Below are 16072 nucleotides of genomic sequence, written 5' to 3'. Positions count from 1 at the left end.
TCCAACCGGCCCGGCAAAGCGGGCAGACGTTTCGCATGGCTGTAACACAGGCTCATCTGCCTCGCTTACATCGCGCATAAGTTTACCGCAGGCCGGGGCGAAAATGTGAAAAGAAATGGTCTATCCCCAAACAGATTGTCTGAGATGCCATAAACCGCGCTTTCACCAGCCCTGGAATTTGCGCAGATCCGGCCACGGATAAGCCATCGACACGCAAACCTTGGAAAGGCCGCATTTTACCCGCAGCAGCCACATTTTCCAGTCGCGCGAATGAATTGCCTGTTATAAAAGGGCGGCAAAATTCTCACTCCCAGTGCAAGAGAGAGCCATGACGATCCCGAATTCCATCCCGATCACCCCGGAACTGGTAGCCTCCCATGGCCTGAAGCCGGAGGAATATGACCGGATTCTGCAATTGATCGGACGGGAGCCGACATTTACCGAGCTTGGTATTTTCTCGGCCATGTGGAACGAGCATTGTTCCTACAAATCTTCCAAGCGCTGGCTGCGCACCCTGCCCACCACGGGCGCTCGCGTCATTCAAGGCCCCGGCGAAAATGCAGGCGTGGTCGATATCGATGACGGCGATTGCGTGGTCTTCAAGATGGAAAGCCACAACCATCCTTCTTATATCGAACCTTATCAAGGTGCTGCGACCGGCGTCGGCGGCATTCTGCGCGACGTTTTCACCATGGGCGCGCGTCCGATTGCCGCCATGAACGCGCTGCGCTTCGGCGCACCGGATCATCCGAAGACACGGCATCTCGTCTCCGGCGTCGTGGCTGGCGTTGGCGGCTATGGCAATGCCTTTGGCGTTCCCACCGTGGGCGGCGAAGTGGAATTCGACGAGCGCTATAACGGCAATATCCTGGTCAACGCCTTTGCCGCCGGCCTTGCAAAGTCGGATGCGATCTTCCTGTCCGAGGCCAAGGGCGTTGGCCTGCCGGTCGTCTATCTCGGAGCCAAGACTGGCCGCGATGGCGTCGGTGGCGCGACCATGGCATCAGCGGAATTCGACGAATCCATCGAGGAAAAACGCCCGACCGTACAGGTCGGCGACCCCTTCACCGAAAAATGCCTGCTGGAAGCCTGCCTTGAACTGATGAAGACCGGTGCGGTCATCGCCATTCAGGACATGGGTGCCGCAGGTCTCACCTGTTCGGCGGTGGAAATGGGTGCCAAGGGCGATCTCGGCATCGAGCTTGACCTCGACACCGTGCCGGTGCGCGAAGAAAATATGACCGCCTATGAAATGATGCTCTCGGAAAGCCAGGAGCGCATGCTGATGGTGCTGGAGCCATCCAAGGAAGAGGTCGCCAAGGCGATCTTCGTCAAATGGGGCCTAGACTTTGCCATTGTCGGCAAAACCACCGATGACCTGCGCTTCCGCATCCTGCATCAAGGCGAGGAAGTCGCCAATCTGCCAATCAAGGATCTCGGCGATCAGGCACCCGAATATGACCGCCCATGGCGCGAGTCAGACAAGCGCGGCCCCCTGCCCGCCAATCTGGTGGACGAGCCAGCCGATTACCGCGCCGCTATTCTGTCGCTGGTCGGTTCGGCCAACCAGTCCAGCCGCCGCTGGGTCTATGAACAATATGACACGCTGATCCAGGGAAATTCGCTTCAGCTTCCCGGCGGTGACGCGGGCGTAGTGCGGGTAGAAAATCATCCGACCAAGGCACTGGCCTTCTCCTCGGATGTCACGCCGCGTTATGTCGAAGCCGATCCGTTTGAAGGCGGTAAGCAGGCCGTGGCCGAATGCTGGCGCAACATTACAGCGACCGGGGCCGAGCCGCTCGCCGCCACCGACAACCTCAATTTCGGCAATCCGGAAAAGCCGGAGATCATGGGCCAGTTGGTGGAAGCCATCAAGGGCATCGGCGAAGCCTGCCGGGCACTGGATTTCCCGATCGTCTCGGGCAATGTCTCGCTGTATAACGAAACCAATGGCGTCGCGATCCTGCCGACCCCGACCATTGCTGGTGTTGGCCTGCTGCCCGATTGGAGCCGGATGGCGAAAATTGGTGGCGCCCAGGACGGCGATCATGTCCTGCTGATCGGCACCGATGGCACGCATCTCGGCAGCTCGATCTATCTGCGTGACCTTCTTGGCCGCACCGATGGCCCAGCGCCCGAAGTGGACCTGCATGCCGAGCGCCGCAATGGCGATTTCATCCGCTCGGCGATCCGCAATGGTCAGGTAACCGCCTGCCATGACATTTCCTCCGGTGGCCTCGGGATTGCTCTGGCCGAGATGGCGATGGCCTCGGCCAAGGGCCTTACCATCGACTTGTCGGAAAGCCGCGGTCCAGCCCATGCCCTGCTGTTTGGCGAAGACCAGGCTCGCTATGTCGTGACGGTTCCAGCTGACCTCGCCAATTTCATCTGCGCCAATGCCGAAGGCGCTGGCGTACCGTTCCGCCGTCTTGGCAAGGTGGGCGGCGATGCACTTGTCATCGACGGTGTGTGTACAATCGCTGTAGAGGAATTGCGCAACACGCATGAATCGTGGTTCCCTAATTTCATGGATGGCAAGGCTGAAACCCTGGCCGCCGCGCAGTAAAACCAGGCGCGCAAAAAGATCAGAATGGGAGCAGAACCATGGCTATGAAGCCCGGCGATATCGAAGACATGATCAAAGCGGGTATTCCCGGCGCCAAGGTCGTCATCCGCGATCTGGCGGGCGATGGCGATCACTATGCCGCTGAAGTCGTTGCCGAAGCCTTTCGCGGCAAGTCGCGCGTACAGCAGCACCAGATGGTCTACGATGCCCTGAAAGGCAATATGGGCGGGGTGCTGCATGCGCTCGCCCTGCAAACCTCCATCCCCGAAGCCTGACGGTATCACATCATCATGAGCAACCCGATTACCTCGTTTTTCTCCTCACTGATCAAATCGGTGAAAGCTGAAATGTCCGACCGAAAGAAATACAAACAGGCCAAGCTGCAACGCTTGAATGCGCCTGCTGCCGACAAGAAGGTCGAGCCGACGCGGGCAAATAACCGCAACAAGGCTGCCCGTCAGGCCCGGCGCGTGACCCGCAACCGGGGCTGATGACTGTCTGTTTCCGTTTTGACTTTTGAAATTTCGGCAAAATGCGCCTATATAGGCAATGGAATACTGCGGCCTTGACCCGCATGTGAAAGGATAAATCCATGAGCGGTGTAAACGAATTCATTGATAATGCTGTAAAAAGCAATGATGTCGTGCTTTTCATGAAGGGCACGCCCCAGTTTCCGCAATGCGGATTTTCGGGCCAGGTCGTACAGATGCTCGATTATCTCGGCATCGACTACAAGGGCATCAATGTGCTCGCCGACCAGGAAATTCGCGAAGGCATCAAGACCTATTCCAACTGGCCGACCATTCCGCAGCTTTATGTGAAGGGCGAATTCATCGGCGGATGCGATATCGTCCGGGAAATGTTCCAGGCCGGTGAGTTGCAGTCTCACCTCGAGGAAAAGGGCATTGCCGTTCGCGGCGCCGCCTGACGCGAACTGGATAAAGCCCGGTGGTATTCCGGGCTTGTCCCCATCGACCCCTTTGCGCATATTGCGGTGCGGCAAATTTGACGCACACAGCGGTCAGCTACAAGCCTATCGACAGCACGGCTCTCATAATCGATTCCGATTGAGGGATTAATGCAGTATCTGATAAGGGCGTCGCGCCTTGCGACGCCTTTTGATTTTCCAGGACATGTTTTCCCATGACAGCTCCCATTCGTTCCGCTCCAGCTGCCTTGCAAGGCATGAGCAAGCTGGAATTCGTCTTTCTCTGCGCCGCATTGATGGCAATGAACGCGCTGGCGATCGACATCATGCTTCCTGCCTTGCAGCAGATCGGCGAAGCCCTCAATGTCGTCAATGAAAATCACCGGCAATATGTCGTGACGTCATACCTGATCGGGTTTGGCTGCGCGCAATTGATCTATGGCCCGCTGTCGGATCGTTTCGGGCGGCGCACGCCGATGTTGATCGGTCTCATCGTCTATGTTCTGGCAGCACTGGCCATCACCATTGTGCCAAGCTTCGCCGGATTGCTGATCCTGCGCTTCATCCAGGGTGCCGGCTCCGCTGGAACCCGGGTGATCACCATTTCCATCGTGCGCGATGTCTACGGCGGACGCCAGATGGCGGAGGTGATGTCGCTGATCATGATGGTTTTCATGATTATCCCGGTCGTCGCCCCCGGAACCGGTCAGATCATCATGTTCTTCGGCAACTGGCACCTGATCTTCCTGTTCATTGCTGTTGGCGGCATTCTCACCAGCATCTGGATGCAGATGCGGCTACCGGAAACACTCGATCCCGAAAATCGACGGGAATTCACCCCGAAAGTTATCCTCCAGGGCTTCAAGATCGTCCTGACCAACCGCATTGCCCTGTTCTACACACTGGCAAGCACCTTCATCTTCGGGGCGCTGTTCGGCTTCATTAACTCTGCTCAACAGATCTACATGGGCATTTATGGTCTGGGCGTCTGGTTTCCATTCGCCTTTGCTGCCGTGGCGATTTTCATGGCGCTGTCGTCCTATGTCAATTCGAAGCTGGTGGGCCGGATTGGCATGCGGCGCCTGTCTCATGGCTCGCTTCTCGGATTCATCGCCATCAATGCCCTTTGGCTGCTGGCCGAAACCTTCGGGCCAACACCATTGCCCTTCGTGGTGTTCATGACGTTCTTTGCCGTCTCAATGTTCCAGTTTGGGTGGATCGGCGGCAATTTCCAGACGCTTGCCATCGAACCGCTCGGCCATGTCGCCGGAACGGCCTCCTCGGTCCTCGGCTTCATTTCCACCGTCGGCGGCTCGGTTCTTGGCGCCATAGTCGGTCAGGCCTTCGATGGAACATCCCGCCCGCTGGTCGCAGGCTACTTCTTCCTGGGTGTGATAGGGTTGGTCTTCGTGCTGATTGCCGAAAAAGGCAAGCTGTTTCAGCCGCATAATCCAAAGGTCTGACAATTGGATATCCGAACAAAAAAGCCACGGCAGGTCACCTGCCGTGGCTTTTTTTATGGGGTAAACGGAGATTTTAAACGTTGAAAATCTTTTCCCGCAATTCGGTCCAGCTTTCTTTGTCTGGGGCAATCAGCAGGCCGCCGTTGGTGTGGTGCGGCAGGTAGGCAGAGCCATCGAACCTCGCGGCATAGGCGCCTGCCTCCTGGGCCATCAGCGTGCCGGCCAGGTGATCCCAGGGCATTAGCTTGTTATACATGGCAAAATGCATATGGCCCTGGCAGAGAATGCGGTATTCGTGGGCGGCACAGCGATAGCTGGTGAACAGCCGCACCTCAGCCAGATTGACCAGCAGCTTGCGGCGCGCCTCCAGTTCGAAGAAGCCGACATTGGCAATGCCGATCATCTGGGCAAGATCGGGTGCCGGGCGCACCTCCATCTTTTCCTGGTTGCCATCGGGTTTGCAGAGCCAGGCGCCACTGCCTTTTTCAACGATTGCCCAGTCGTTGCCCATCGGGTCGTAAATCAGGCCAGCAACGGTTTCGCCCTGACGTACGACGCTGAGCATAACCCCGAACAGCGGCAGGCCGGCCGCAAAATTAAAGGTACCGTCGATGGGATCGACTACCACGGCCAACTCCGCATCCGCCAGCTTGTTCAGCAGGGCCGGATCAGCGGCAACCGCTTCCTCACCAATGAAGACAGCATCCGGCATCAACTCCTTGATACAGCTGTGGATCAACCGCTCCGCTGCTTCATCGGCCTCGGTGACCAGATCGATGGCCTCGGTTTTCATCCGCACATCGCCCTCGCCCAGATTGCGAAAACGCGGCAGGATTTCCGTGACTGCCGCTTCCTGCAGAAGATTGGCAAGGGCTGCAATGTCGATATCGGCCATGTCTGTTCCTTTTAGAGTTTGTCAGTCTTATCGCGCCTGGATCACTTCGCGTAGAATCATCTCCCAGCTGTCGCGATCCGGTGCCGTCAGGATGCCACCGGTGGTGTCACCGGGAAGATAGGGGCTGCCATCGAACCGGGCAGTCACCCCGCCCGCTTCCTGATGGATCAGCACACCGGCCAGATGGTCCCAGGGCATCAATTTGTAATGGCCGATGAAATGGACCTTACCGGTGGCAACCAGCCAATATTCATAGGCAGAGCAATTGAAGGCAAACGCCATCTTTGTCTTGGTGAGATTACCGGCAATGCGGCGCTTTTCCTCACCCTTCAATTCATTGATGGAAATCGTTCCCACCATGGCCGAGAGATCGCATGGGGCAGCCACCTTGACCGGAACGCGCTCGCCATCGGCACGCAAAAACTGCGCACCGGCACCGCGGGAGGCCACCAGCGTATCGCCAAGTACCGATTCGTGGATAATCCCCGCCACAGTCTCACCGCGCACCACAACGGCGAGATTGGTGGCATGCAAAGGCAGGCCAGCCTGAAAATTGAACGTTCCGTCGACCGGATCGATGACGAATGCCAGCTCCGCATCCCTCAACGCGTCGATCACGCCTGGATTGGTTTCGCATGCCTCCTCACCGACGATCAAGGCACCGGGCCAGCGGGCCAGAAAAGCGTCCGTCATCTGCTTTTCCGACAGAAGATCGGCCTCTGTGACGAGATCGATAGAGGATTTCTTTTCGGAAATATCGGAAACACCGAGACGGCGAAAACGAGGCACGATCTGGCTGGCGGCGGCGTCCTTGACGATTTGCAGGACGGCGTCGATATCACGATCTTGAAACACGGGAGGCACTTTCTTGAGGCTGGTGAAATGTCAAAAACTCGATGCGCCCGCCTTATGACGGCTTCGTGACAACCAGCCCGGAAAAGTCAAAAAGTGCCGGATCAAGCAGATGCGAGGGGTTCACATGCGACAATGCCCTCAGCATCGCATCCTTGCGGCCTGGCATCTTGGCTTCGATTCCAGCCAGCATGTCCTTCATGGCATTGCGCTGTAAACCATCTTGCGATCCGCAGAGATCGCAGGGAATGATTGGAAATTGCATGGCGGCAGCGAATTTGGCGAGGTCGTCTTCCGCCGCATAGGCCAATGGCCGCAGCACGAACAGATCGCCCTCATCGTTCAACAGCTTGGCCGGCATAGCCGCCAACCGGCCACCATGGAAAAAATTCATGAAGAAGGTTTCAAGAATATCTTCGCGGTGATGGCCGAGCACCAGCGCATCACAGCCTTCTTCGCGGGCGATGCGGTAGAGATTACCGCGCCGCAGCCGCGAGCAGAGCGAACAATAGGTGCCGCCCGCCGGGACCTTTTCCTTGACGATGGAATAAGTATCTCGATATTCGATGCGATGCGGCATGCCGATGGATTTCAGGTAATCCGGCAGGACATGTTTGGGAAAATTCGGTTGCCCCTGATCGAGATTGCAGGCGATCAGCTCGACGGGCAGCAGGCCGCGCCATTTCAAATCCATCAGCAACGCCAGCAGACCATAGCTGTCCTTGCCACCGGAAAGCCCAATCAGCCAGCGCTTCTGGCCGTTGAGCATGCCGAAATCGTCCATTGCCTGGCGCACTTGGCGCAGCAACCGCTTGCGTAGCTTGTTGAAGGATACCGATTGTGGTGCGGCCCTAAACAGGGGATGACGAACATTCTCCTGCGCGTCTTCGGCCTCATCGGCCTCGGTGCGTTCCGTCGCGCTTCCCGCAAATGCAAGGTTCATGTTCGGATGCGCCCCTGTCCGCTAATTTGGCTAATACCGTCGATCCGTGAATTGCCGCCAATGCCTATCGGACGGATTTTCTCTTACGATCTTCCCTTACTGGCGCATCAGCTCGGCAAATTCAACCTCGCGGGCCATCATCAGCCGGTCACGCGCCCGCAGGATCGCATCCGAATGGCCAGGATGACACATGACAACGGCGTCACGCGGCGCATGGCTGCGAAAATAGCGAAGCGCATCGGCAAAACCGTTCGGCTTGCCGCGCTCGTAAAAACCGGTCAACGGTCCCTTGATCGTATAGCCCGCCGCCTGCATTTCCGTGTTGAAACCGCGTGCCATGCGCTGCACCAGGCTGATCTTGGCGCGCTGGGCAAGGCTTGTCGCCAGTCGCGCATCCGGCTCACCGCGCAGCCAGGGACTGTTGCCGCGCGGGCTGATCAGCAGATCACGCCGCGCCACCAGCCATTCTCGCACCACGGGTAGGAAATGAATATGTTGATGGCCGTCGATATAATCAGGCACGCGGCCAATCACATCGATAAAAGCGTTGAGCTGCGCATCAAGCTCGCGTTGCAGCTTGCCCTTGTCGACACCGCCCATGAAGGACTGGGTCAGACGGCGTCGGAAAGAACACATGGGCTGCACGCCGCTCAAAGGCAGGAAATTGGTCAGCGTCAGGTGCAGGCCGATGGCGCCGCCACATCTGTCGATCACGGGCAGCAACAGAGAAGCCTCGTCGCGCCAATCGGCAAACACGGTCATGCAGCCGGTGCCACGCACCTTGCCCTCGCTAAGCAGCGTCCTGATTGCCTGATTAACGCCAGGCGACAGGCCGTAGCCATCGGCAACGATGCATAGCGGCGCCGCATTGATTTTCATATCCGAGATCACGTTCAAGACTTGTCCCACTCCTGCAGGCCTTTTGCCCGCTATATCATAGTCACGGCATGAATGCGCGCCGAACTTTATGCCTATCGACCCTGCATTCTCCAGGCATTGCTTTTCACCGAGAAGCAAAAACCGTTCTCACATCAATTTCCAAAAACCGACCAGCCGGTCCGGGTTGCCAGCAGTTCGAGCGCTTCCGATCCAAGCGCCGAATTGCCAACTTTGTTCAATCCCGGAGACCACACTGCAATAGAGGCCTTGCCCGGCGCTATCGCCAGGATGCCGCCGCCCACACCGCTCTTGCCGGGCAGGCCGACATGATAGGCAAAATCCCCCGAGCCATCATAATGGCCGCAGGTCAGCATCAAGGCGTTGATGCGCCGCGCCCGCTTCGGCGAGACCACGGAAAAGCCACTAAGCGGATTTGTACCCCGGTTGGCAAGATACAGACCCGCATGGGAGAGTTGCACACAGCTCATCGCCAGCGCGCATTGATGGAAATAAACACCCAGCACCATTTCCACGGCATGGTGCAGATTACCAAAACCGCTCATGAAATTGGCCAGCGCGAAATTACGGTAGCCAGTCGTCTGCTCAGACTGCGCCACCTTTCGGTCAATGGTGATACTGTCGTCATCGGCCAGGAACTGCATAAAGCGCAGGAACTCACCGATGGCCTCGCGCGGCTTGTGTCCAGCCAGCACCATATCCGTCACAACGATTGCGCCCGCATTGATGAAGGGGTTGCGCGGAATGCCATGCTCATGCTCCAGCTGAACGATGGAGTTGAAGGACGAGCCGGAGGGCTCGCGCCCGACCCGCTTCCACACGCCCTCCCCCGTTTTGCCAAGCGCCAGCGTCAGCATGAACACCTTGGAAATGCTCTGGATCGAAAATGGAATTGCCGCATCGCCCGCAGTGAAGGTCTGGCCGTCGACGGTGGTGATGGCGATGCCGAATTGCTTTGGATCAATCGTCGCAAGCTCGGGAATATAGTCCGCGACCTTGCCTTCCCCGAGCCGGGGCTGCATCTCACCGACAATGTCGTCAACAATTGCCTGCAAATCCATCTGGTTTCCCCATGCCGAGCTGTTGCTCATCCCGGCAGATGCATGACAGTCACGTTTTTCGTGCAGAAGCCGACAGGCATCATTATCGAATTTTGCTGCGCTGCAAACAGAAAAAGCCGCCCGTAAAGGCGGCTTTTTCCAATTTCAGATCGAAATCAACGCGAGTAGAATTCGACGACCAGCTGCGGTTCCATGATAACAGCGTAAGGAACGTCCGACAGAGTTGGTACACGAACGAAGGTCGCAACCATCTTGTTGTGATCAACTTCGATGTAATCGGGAACGTCACGTTCGGCAAGCTGCGTAGCTTCCAGAACGATGGCCAGCTGCTTGGACTTCTGACGCACTTCAATAACGTCGCCAGCCTTGCAGCGGTATGAACCGATGTTGACCTTGACGCCATTGACCGAAACGTGGCCGTGGTTGACGAACTGACGGGCAGCAAACACAGTCGGCACGAACTTGGCGCGGTAGACGATGGCGTCCAGACGCGATTCCAGCAGGCCGATCAGGTTTTCGGAGGTATCGCCCTTGCGACGGTTGGCTTCGTCGTAGGTGGCGCGGAACTGCTTTTCACGCAGGTCGCCGTAGTAGCCCTTCAGCTTCTGCTTGGCGCGCAGCTGCACACCGAAGTCGGAAAGCTTGCCCTTGCGGCGCTGACCGTGCTGGCCGGGGCCGTATTCGCGACGGTTAACCGGGGACTTCGGGCGGCCCCAGATATTTTCGCCCATACGGCGGTCAATTTTGTACTTGGAAGATGCGCGCTTGCTCATCGTATTTCCTCTTGTTGTTATTGGGCCTTTTAGAACCCATTTTGGGAAACACGCCCTCCTCTGGATCGCCTTTCGGCTTTCCTGACAGGCGACTCACACCTAAAAAAGCGGAGCCTCCACGGGACATGTCGTAAAAACACCGGGCGTTTCCACCCGGCGTTGGAGGGGTCTCTACGCAGAGCCATTATAAATGTCAAGCACTCGGCCTTGAAACGGCGCGAAGCCCGCCACATTTACGCAATAATCAGCAGTTCCGGGCCCCTCTGACGCGAGTGCCGGATACCCGTGATGTCGGAACTGCAACAAAAACCCTCCGGCAAAGGAATCCCTTTATGGATTTTCTTTGGGTTGATTTTATGGGCAAGCCAACATGGATGTGGCTTTTCTTCCTTGCAGTCGTTCTTTTCCTCCTCGTTCTCGATCTTGGTGTTCTGCATAAGAACAGCAAAGAGATCGGCATGGCCGAAAGCTTTGCTTTCTCGGCCTTCTATATCACTCTGGGCGTGCTGTTTGGCGGCTGGATATGGTGGCAATCAGGTCCGCAGGCCGGGCTTGAATACCTGACGGGCTTTGTCATCGAAAAAAGCCTGGCGATGGACAATATCTTCGTCATCGCGATGATCTTTGGCTATTTCGCCATCCCTCGCGCCTATCAGCACCGGGTGCTGCTCTACGGTATCCTCGGCGTGATCATCCTGCGCGGCATCATGATCGCGGCAGGCGCGGCCATTGTCGAAAGCTACCACTGGGTTCTGTATTTCTTCGCCGCCTTCCTGGTGTTTACCGGCGTCAAAATGCTGCTATCGGCAGATAGCGAATATGATGTCGCCAACAACCCGGCTTTGAAGCTGGCGCGGCGCTACCTGCCTGTCACCGACAAGCTGGAAGGCGACCGTTTCGTGGTGCGTAAGCAAGACGAAACGACTGGTAAGCTTAAAACCTATATCACGCCGCTGCTTCTCGCGCTGATCATGGTGGAATTCGTTGACCTGGTGTTTGCGGTTGATTCGATCCCGGCGATTTTTGCGATCACCACGGATCCCTATATCGTCTACACCTCGAACATCTTCGCCATCCTCGGCTTGCGCGCCCTGTATTTCGCGCTGTCCGCCCTTATCCACCGCTTCGCTTACCTGAAATATGCGTTGTCGGTCGTTCTGATCTTCATCGGCTCGAAGATCTTTCTTGCCGACATGCTGGGCATCACCAAGATCCCGCCGCTGCTGTCGCTAACCATCACGCTCGCCATCCTGGCGGCTGGTATCGTCGGATCGCTGTGGGCGACCCGCAAGGACGCGAAAAAGGATGTTATCGAAGGGTAACCTTCTCTCCAGCCAACATAAAAGAAGGGGCGGCTTTATGGGCCGCCCCTTTTCTGTGTCTGGATCTGTCGTGTCGTTTCCTTATGCAGGCTTGACGCAGAGCCGATCCACCATGGAAGCAACTTTCGGGGCAAGCTGACTGGAGGCGCTCACCTCAAGCGGCCGCCCTGCCCGTCTTTCGCGTGTCACCCATTCTGTCAGGGTTTCGGCATAGGTGTGATCAACATAATGCAGCCCTGCGGGCGTAATCAGCACCTTCTTTCCGTCTGGAAGCGATTCCAGTGTTGCCAGCAATGCTGGGACGTCCCGGCAGGTCCCGACGCCGTTCAGCTTCAACTGGATCGACTCATCATTCTCATGGTGGTCGATATGCAGTTTGCGGCGAAGTACCGGAATGATTTCCATAATCGAGAGAAACAGGCCGACCGCAACGCCCACCAGAAGATCCTGGACGACGACAAGACTGACCGTCGTGGCCCAGACCGCGACCGGCACCCAGCCGTGATGATCGAACAGGTGGCGCACATGCTGCAAGCTCACCAGTCGCCAGCCTGTCACCAAAAGCACCGCAGCCAGGGCGGTCAAAGGCACGACGCCCAGCAATTGCGGTAGAAGCGCCACCAGGGCCAGGATCCAGACTCCATGGAGAATAGTGGAACGACGTGTTGCAGCGCCTGCCTGGATATTGGCAGACGAGCGAACGATGACGCCGGTTACCGGCAGAGCGCCCAGCAGGCCGCACAGGCTGTTGCCGACGCCCTGCGCCACCAGTTCCTTGTTGAAACGGGTGCGCTCACCGTCATGCATCCTATCGACGGCAGCAGCCGATAGCAGGGTTTCGGCGCTGGCAATCACCGCGATGATCAACACGGTGGCGATCACTCCCGGTTGGGCAAGCCCGGCAAAGCTTTCCATCGTTGGTAAGCGAATGCCTTCCAGCAGGGTGGCCGGAACCTGGACACGGGCAATCGGCAGGTCGAGGCCGACCGCCAGCAAGGTCCCGGCAGCGACGCCGATCAATGCCCCCGGCACCAGCCGCAGCCGGGCTGGCCGCAATTTTTCCCAGCCAACCATGGCCAACAAAGAGATCAGGCCGATCATCAGCGCCATACTGTGATTGCTGAGGCCGCCGCTGAACACCTTACCGATGGTCTCATCCATGGCCGCGACATTTTCAACCCCACCGGCAGCGGGCTTGGCATCCATCAACACATGGACCTGGCCGAGAACGATCAGGATACCGATTCCCGCCAGCATGCCATGCACGACGGCAGGCGAAATGGCGCGAAACCAGGAACCGAGCTTAAGATAACCGGCGAGGACTTGCAAAAACCCGGCGACGATCAGAACAGGCCCCAGAAGAACAAGTCCATATTCCTCAACGAAGCCGAAAACGATCACCGCAAGGCCTGCCGCCGGGCCGGAGACCTGCAAGGGTGAACCGGCGATGACGCCGATAACGATGCCGCCGACAATGCCGGAGACGAGGCCCATCGCCACCGGCACACCGGAAGCGATAGCAATGCCGAGGCAAAGCGGGATGGCGACGAGAAAGACAACGATGGACGAGGCAATGTCCCGTGTCAGAGCAGAACTGGTTTTTTCCATCACCTCACTCCGCCGCCACCGCTACAAGAGGATCGGCCATGATATGCGGCGTGGCACGCCCGGAAACCGCCACTGGCAGCGCCTTTTCACCCTCGATCACCAGGAAGCGCTTCTCCGCGCCATCATAAACCTGCACCTCACCGGTCTCGATGTCGAAGAACCAGCCATGCAGGTTAATGTCATTGGTGGCGAGTTTGGCGGCGACCGAGGGGTGGGTCTTCAGGTGATCGATTTGAATGACCACATTTTCCATTGCCACAGCCCGCACCTTGTCCTTGTGCGGCAAATCATCAGGATAGGCCTCGCAGACGATGGAATAAGCGGCGTGGCTATGGCGCAACCAGGCGGCCACATTGGGCATCGGCGCCAGGAGTTCGTGATTGCACAGACCCTTCATGGCGCCGCAATCGGAATGGCCGCACACGACGATGTCACGCACGCCAAGCGCCACCACCGCATATTCGATGGCCGAGGAAACGCCGCCATTCATGGTCGAGAACGGCGGGACGATGTTGCCCGCATTGCGGCATACGAACAGTTCACCAGGGCCGGACTGGGTAATCACTTCCGGCATGACCCGGCTGTCTGCGCAGGAAATCATCAAGGCCTGGGGCTGCTGCCCTTCCCGGGCCAGTTTACGATAGAGTCCCGAATGGGTCGGAAATACGTCTTCACGAAAACTCGAAACGCGCTTCAAAAAATCACTCATTGCAAAAATCCTCCTGATAAATAGCTGGCTAGATATTGATGCCGGGATGCATTGCATCCGTGTTGTGAGCTACGCGGATATGGAACAGCAATCCGGCTGGTTATCGTGCAAGGCTGGATCAAACGGATCCCTTTAACCATTCCTTGCCTACACAACCGAGAGTAATTTATTTGGAGGACGAAATTGTGATTTCTGTTGCCATGCAGCAAAAACATGGATCACTTTTCTGTTATTATTTCAAAAGTCTGTTTATCGAACGGTAAAAATTCAGGATTTTTTATATATGAATTACAACGATTTGAATGCTAGACTTGATAAAAATCATAGAAATTTAAAATATTGAAATTTTCAAATTTCGTTCAATTCCGCAAGTCCTTATTAAAGGAAAGCTATTTTTCCGCGTCGCAATATTAAATCGAAATACTCTCTTAGGATGCATAGAGAAAAATAAATATTATGGCATTCTCTTAGTCTTGGCGAACAATAACGCGGCGGATGTCATGTCAAGGAACCGCGAGTCGATAGGGTCATTTCCGACAGTGTTTGCTTGAGTATTGTCCGCTGCCAATGGTGAAAGATAAAAATGCGGATGCATTACAAATGGGTTGAGCAAACCTGCGTCTTGTGAAACGCTTACATTTACAGGGTCTCTTTTGCGTCAACAATGTCGCAAAATGAATACTGAAGAATTGCAGGTGCCGCAGGTCGGCATCGCATATCCCGCGGATGGGCAAAGCCCGACCCCGCCCCAAACCGTGGCCAGCAACCATAGCCACAAACCGTGATGGACCGCCCGCATGCCCGATACAATTCTCGACCGTTTCCTGCGCTATGTCGTCATCGACACACAATCAGACCCCGAATCAACCAGCCAGCCCTCCACGGAAAAACAGAAGAACCTCGGCCATGTGCTGGTGAGTGAATTGCTGGCCATGGGCCTTTCAGATGCGCATCTGGATGAGCACGGCAATGTCTATGCCACCATTCCGGCCAATGTGGACAAGCCGGTTCCGGTGATCTGCTTCTGCTCGCATATGGATACGGCACCGGATTTCACCGGCACGAATGTGAAGCCCCAACTGCTGAAAAACTATCAGGGTGGGGATATCGTTCTGTCCGGCGATACCAATCAAATCATCCGCGTCAGCGAAAATCCGCAGCTCAACACGCAAATCGGCCATGACATTGTCACCACCGATGGCACCACGCTGCTGGGTGCAGACGACAAGGCCGGTATTGCCGAAATCATGACGGCGGCGCAGTTTATCATCGACAATCCGCACATCCGGCATGGCGCCATTAAAATCCTTTTCACCACCGATGAGGAAATCGGGCGCGGGGCAGACAAGGTCGACCTGAAAAAGCTGGGCGCAGCTTTTGGCTACACCATGGATGGCAGCACTGTCGGCGAGATCGAGAACGAGACATTTTCGGCGGATGGCGTGGATATCACCATTACCGGTGTTGCGATCCATCCCGGCACGGCCAAGGACCGGATGGAAAACGCTATCAAGATCGCCAGCGCCATCATTGCCCGGCTGCCAAAGGACCAGACCCCGGAAACCACTGAGGGCCGCCAGGGCTTCATTCACCCTACCGACATCAGCGGCTCCATGGATGAAGCTCATCTGAAATTCATCATCCGCGATTTCATCGATGCGGGACTCACGCAGAAGGAAGCGCTGCTGGAAGAGATTACCCGCGATGTGATGCGCGACTATCCAGGATCGACCTACACATTCGAGGTCAAGCAGCAGTATCGCAATATGAAAGTGGTGCTCGACCAATATCCGATGGTGATGGATAATCTCGAGGAAGCGGTGCGCCGCGTCGGTCTTACCCCCGTGCTGCACAGCATTCGCGGCGGCACAGATGGCTCGCGTCTGTCCTTCATGGGGCTGCCCTGCCCCAACATCTATACTGGTGGTCATGCCTATCACTCGCCACTGGAATGGATAAGCGTTCAGGACATGGAAGTCGCCGTGAAAACCATTGTGGAACTGGCAAAGGTCTGGGAAGAACGGGCAAACTGACGCGCTATAGCATCGTACCGAA

Annotated in this window: 15 protein-coding genes; 7 read left to right on the top strand and 8 right to left on the bottom strand. The window is 56.7% G+C overall.

Annotated features, from left to right (window positions below; translation table 11 throughout):
• Nucleotides 1-328 precede the first annotated feature (328 nt).
• The 5 genes from purL (at nt 329) to AVI_RS07560 (ending at nt 4957) form a co-directional block, all read left to right on the top strand.
• Nucleotides 329-2566 (top strand): phosphoribosylformylglycinamidine synthase subunit PurL, encoded by a 2238-nt coding sequence (purL, locus tag AVI_RS07580; RefSeq protein WP_015915813.1) that lies wholly within the window; start codon nt 329-331, stop codon nt 2564-2566.
• 38 nt (nt 2567-2604) lie between these two features.
• Entirely contained in the window at nt 2605-2841 is a 237-nt protein-coding gene (locus AVI_RS07575; RefSeq protein ID WP_015915812.1) for a BolA/IbaG family iron-sulfur metabolism protein, read from the top strand.
• A 15-nt stretch (nt 2842-2856) separates the two neighbouring features.
• Entirely contained in the window at nt 2857-3057 is a 201-nt protein-coding gene (locus AVI_RS07570; RefSeq protein ID WP_041696492.1) for a hypothetical protein, read from the top strand.
• A 101-nt stretch (nt 3058-3158) separates the two neighbouring features.
• Nucleotides 3159-3494 (top strand): Grx4 family monothiol glutaredoxin, encoded by a 336-nt coding sequence (gene grxD / locus AVI_RS07565; RefSeq protein ID WP_015915811.1) that lies wholly within the window; start codon nt 3159-3161, stop codon nt 3492-3494.
• A gap of 257 nt (nt 3495-3751) precedes the next feature.
• Nucleotides 3752-4957 (top strand): multidrug effflux MFS transporter, encoded by a 1206-nt coding sequence (locus AVI_RS07560; RefSeq protein WP_015915810.1) that lies wholly within the window; start codon nt 3752-3754, stop codon nt 4955-4957.
• 73 nt (nt 4958-5030) lie between these two features.
• Here the strand turns inward: AVI_RS07560 and AVI_RS07555 are convergent, their stop codons facing one another.
• The 6 genes from AVI_RS07555 to rpsD form a co-directional block, all read right to left on the bottom strand.
• Nucleotides 5031-5852 carry an inositol monophosphatase family protein gene (locus AVI_RS07555; RefSeq protein ID WP_015915809.1) on the bottom strand — a complete coding sequence of 274 codons (822 nt, stop codon included), beginning with the start codon at nt 5850-5852 and terminating at the stop codon, nt 5031-5033.
• 27 nt (nt 5853-5879) lie between these two features.
• Complete coding sequence (locus AVI_RS07550; RefSeq protein ID WP_015915808.1) at nt 5880-6716, bottom strand: inositol monophosphatase family protein; 837 nt, start codon at nt 6714-6716, stop codon at nt 5880-5882.
• Nucleotides 6717-6759: 43 nt separating this feature from the next.
• Complete coding sequence (ttcA, locus tag AVI_RS07545; RefSeq protein ID WP_015915807.1) at nt 6760-7647, bottom strand: tRNA 2-thiocytidine(32) synthetase TtcA; 888 nt, start codon at nt 7645-7647, stop codon at nt 6760-6762.
• A gap of 96 nt (nt 7648-7743) precedes the next feature.
• Nucleotides 7744-8538, bottom strand: a complete 795-nt coding sequence (locus tag AVI_RS07540; protein ID WP_234613862.1) for a ChbG/HpnK family deacetylase — start codon at nt 8536-8538, stop codon at nt 7744-7746.
• A gap of 140 nt (nt 8539-8678) precedes the next feature.
• Entirely contained in the window at nt 8679-9605 is a 927-nt protein-coding gene (locus AVI_RS07535) for a glutaminase (RefSeq protein WP_015915805.1), read from the bottom strand.
• A 155-nt stretch (nt 9606-9760) separates the two neighbouring features.
• Nucleotides 9761-10378 (bottom strand): 30S ribosomal protein S4, encoded by a 618-nt coding sequence (gene rpsD / locus AVI_RS07530; protein ID WP_015915804.1) that lies wholly within the window; start codon nt 10376-10378, stop codon nt 9761-9763.
• A gap of 332 nt (nt 10379-10710) precedes the next feature.
• Here rpsD and AVI_RS07525 point away from each other — a divergent pair, with 332 nt between their 5' ends.
• Entirely contained in the window at nt 10711-11700 is a 990-nt protein-coding gene (locus AVI_RS07525; protein WP_041696488.1) for a TerC family protein, read from the top strand.
• Nucleotides 11701-11781: 81 nt separating this feature from the next.
• Here AVI_RS07525 and AVI_RS07520 read toward each other — a convergent pair whose 3' ends face one another.
• A complete protein-coding gene (locus AVI_RS07520) occupies nt 11782-13308 on the bottom strand; it encodes a SulP family inorganic anion transporter (RefSeq protein WP_015915802.1) in 1527 nt (508 codons plus the stop codon).
• Between the two features lie 4 nt (nt 13309-13312).
• Complete coding sequence (locus tag AVI_RS07515) at nt 13313-14017, bottom strand: carbonic anhydrase (RefSeq protein WP_015915801.1); 705 nt, start codon at nt 14015-14017, stop codon at nt 13313-13315.
• A 797-nt stretch (nt 14018-14814) separates the two neighbouring features.
• Between AVI_RS07515 and pepT the strand changes: the two genes are divergently transcribed.
• The gene (gene pepT / locus AVI_RS07510; RefSeq protein ID WP_015915800.1) at nt 14815-16050 is read left to right on the top strand and encodes a peptidase T; all 1236 of its coding nucleotides are present in this window, start codon (nt 14815-14817) and stop codon (nt 16048-16050) included.
• The last annotated feature ends 22 nt before the right edge of the window (nt 16051-16072 follow it).

Source organism: Allorhizobium ampelinum S4, assembly GCF_000016285.1.
GTDB lineage: Bacteria > Pseudomonadota > Alphaproteobacteria > Rhizobiales > Rhizobiaceae > Allorhizobium > Allorhizobium ampelinum.
Note: the sequence above shows the minus strand (reverse complement) of the source record. Positions and strands in the feature narration are given on the sequence as shown.

What these genes read in the sequence shown, in the direction of transcription:
- AVI_RS07575 (WP_015915812.1), top strand. Translation starts at nt 2,605, where the DNA reads ATGGCTATGAAGCCCGGCGATATCGAAGACATGATCAAAGCGGGTATT.
- AVI_RS07535 (WP_015915805.1), bottom strand. Translation starts at nt 9,605, where the DNA reads ATGGATTTGCAGGCAATTGTTGACGACATTGTCGGTGAGATGCAGCCC.
- AVI_RS07515 (WP_015915801.1), bottom strand. Translation starts at nt 14,017, where the DNA reads ATGAGTGATTTTTTGAAGCGCGTTTCGAGTTTTCGTGAAGACGTATTT.
- grxD (WP_015915811.1), top strand. Translation starts at nt 3,159, where the DNA reads ATGAGCGGTGTAAACGAATTCATTGATAATGCTGTAAAAAGCAATGAT.
- AVI_RS07570 (WP_041696492.1), top strand. Translation starts at nt 2,857, where the DNA reads ATGAGCAACCCGATTACCTCGTTTTTCTCCTCACTGATCAAATCGGTG.
- AVI_RS07560 (WP_015915810.1), top strand. Translation starts at nt 3,752, where the DNA reads ATGAGCAAGCTGGAATTCGTCTTTCTCTGCGCCGCATTGATGGCAATG.
- AVI_RS07555 (WP_015915809.1), bottom strand. Translation starts at nt 5,852, where the DNA reads ATGGCCGATATCGACATTGCAGCCCTTGCCAATCTTCTGCAGGAAGCG.
- pepT (WP_015915800.1), top strand. Translation starts at nt 14,815, where the DNA reads ATGCCCGATACAATTCTCGACCGTTTCCTGCGCTATGTCGTCATCGAC.
- rpsD (WP_015915804.1), bottom strand. Translation starts at nt 10,378, where the DNA reads ATGAGCAAGCGCGCATCTTCCAAGTACAAAATTGACCGCCGTATGGGC.
- AVI_RS07520 (WP_015915802.1), bottom strand. Translation starts at nt 13,308, where the DNA reads ATGGAAAAAACCAGTTCTGCTCTGACACGGGACATTGCCTCGTCCATC.
- AVI_RS07525 (WP_041696488.1), top strand. Translation starts at nt 10,711, where the DNA reads ATGGATTTTCTTTGGGTTGATTTTATGGGCAAGCCAACATGGATGTGG.
- ttcA (WP_015915807.1), bottom strand. Translation starts at nt 7,647, where the DNA reads ATGAACCTTGCATTTGCGGGAAGCGCGACGGAACGCACCGAGGCCGAT.
- purL (WP_015915813.1), top strand. Translation starts at nt 329, where the DNA reads ATGACGATCCCGAATTCCATCCCGATCACCCCGGAACTGGTAGCCTCC.